Source organism: Dietzia sp. Cai40, from assembly GCF_014145165.1.
Taxonomy (GTDB): Bacteria; Actinomycetota; Actinomycetes; order Mycobacteriales; family Mycobacteriaceae; genus Dietzia; species Dietzia natronolimnaea.
The window spans coordinates 1-2,039 of sequence record NZ_JAALEB010000484.1 but is presented as its reverse complement, the minus strand read 5'-3'; the positions used below and the strand labels follow the sequence as shown (position 1 = coordinate 2,039).

2 protein-coding genes are annotated in these 2,039 nt (G+C 71.0%); both read left to right on the top strand.

The genetic code is table 11. The features are described from left to right. On the top strand, positions 1 to 854 hold an 854-nt coding region (locus G6022_RS16215), incomplete at its 5' end, for a molybdopterin dinucleotide binding domain-containing protein (protein ID WP_182692019.1). Next, positions 851 to 2,039, top strand: a 1,189-nt coding sequence (gene nuoH / locus G6022_RS16210) for an NADH-quinone oxidoreductase subunit NuoH (protein ID WP_182640758.1), incomplete at its 3' end; no start/stop codon positions are given. The genes G6022_RS16215 and nuoH, both read left to right, overlap by 4 nt.

Here is a 2,039-nt window from a genome sequence, read left to right as displayed (position 1 = left end):
CCGACCTGTGGCGCTCGGAACCGTTGCCCGACACGCCCGGCAGGTCCACCGACGACCAGCTCCGGGACGTCGCCTCGGGAGACCTGACCGCACTGCTGGTGGGCGGGGTCGAGGCCGCGGACCTGTCCGACCCCCGCGCGGCCCTCGCCGCGATCGACGCCGCGGGGTTCGTGGTGAGCATCGAGCTGCGCCGGAGCGAGATCAGCGACCGCGCCGACGTGGTCCTGCCGGTCGCACCCGTGGCCGAGAAGGCCGGCACCTTCCTCACCTGGGAGGGCCGCGAGCGCCCCTTCGCCGCCGCGCTGACCGGTGGTGACGCCCTCCCCGACCACCGGGTCCTCAACGCCCTCGCCGAGGAGATGGGCGCCTGGTTCGGCCTCCCCGACGTCGAGTCCGTCCGCCGGGAGCTGGCGGCCGTGGGTGAGACCATGGGCGCGCAGCCGCCCTCCGGTGCACAGCCGCTCCCGTCGATGCACTCGCGCCCCCACCGAAGCGCAGGCGCGAGTGCATCGACGGTGGCGGATGCGCGCGCCGGGCAGGCCGTCCTGGCCACCTGGCGGCTGCTGCTGGACTCGGGGCGGATGCAGGACGGTGAACCGCACCTGGCCGGGACGGCCCGGACCCCCGTGGCCAGGCTCTCCGCGGCCACCGCCCTCGAGGCCGGCGTCGCGGACGGCGATCCGTTGACCGTCTCCACGGAGAGCGGATCGATCACCCTGCCCTGCGTGGTCACCGCGATGCCCGATCGCGTGGTGTGGCTGCCGCAGAACTCACCCGGGTCGACCGTCAACGCCACGCTCGCCGCGGCCGCGGGGGACGTCGTCCGGATCGGCGCCGGGGAGGGGGCCTCGTGACCTCGCAGGGATATGCGGACCTGTCCGCCTTCGGCATCGACCCGTGGTGGCTGGTGCTGCTCAAGGTTCTCGCGGTCTTCGTGTTCCTCGTGGTGACGGTGCTCGCCGCGATCTACCTCGAGCGCAAGGTCATCGCCTGGATGCAGATGCGCGTGGGACCCAACCGGGTCGGCCCGCTGGGCATGTTGCAGAGCCTCGCGGACGGCGTCAAGATCGCCCTCAAGGAGGGACTGATCCCCGCGGGGGTCGACAAGCCCGTCTTCCTGTTGGCCCCGGTCATCGCGGTGATCCCGGCGTTCATGGCGTTCGCTGTGATCCCCTTCGGACCCGAGGTCTCGATCTTCGGACACCGGACGCCGCTGCAACTCACCGACCTGAACGTGGGCGTGCTCTACATCCTGGCCGTCACCTCGATCGGCGTGTACGGCATCGTACTGGCCGGTTGGTCCTCCGGCTCCACCTATCCCCTGCTCGGTGGGCTGCGGTCCACGGCGCAGGTGATCAGTTACGAGATCGCGATGGCACTGTCCTTCGTCGGCGTGTTCCTGTTCGCCGGAACCATGTCGACCTCGGGGATCGTCGCCGCTCAGTCCGAGGTCTGGTTCGTGTTCCTCCTGGCGCCCTCGTTCCTCGTCTACGTGATCTCCATGGTCGGCGAGACCAACCGCGCGCCCTTCGACCTCCCCGAGGCCGAGGGCGAGCTGGTCGGGGGGTTCCACACCGAGTACTCGTCGCTGCGGTTCGCCATGTTCATGCTGGCCGAGTACGTCAACATGACGACGGTCTCGGCCCTGGCGGCCACCCTGTTCCTCGGCGGCTGGCAGGCACCGCTGCCGTTCTCCCTGATCGACGGCGCGGACTCCGGGTGGTGGGCGCTGCTGTGGTTCGTGATCAAGGTGTGGGGCTTCATGTTCCTGTTCATCTGGCTGCGCGCCACCCTGCCGAGGCTGCGCTACGACCAGTTCATGGGCTTCGGCTGGAAGGTGCTCATCCCCGTCTCCCTGGGATGGGTGATGGCCGTGGCGAGCATCCGGGCGTTCTCGAACGCCGGCTACGACGGCCTGACCATCGCGCTGGTGACCGCCGGCGTGATCGCCGCGGCCGTGATCGTGGTGGCCCTCCGCACCCGGATCGGCACCCGCCCCCACCGCGGGGGCGCCGCCGACCCGGCGCCCTTCGACCCGG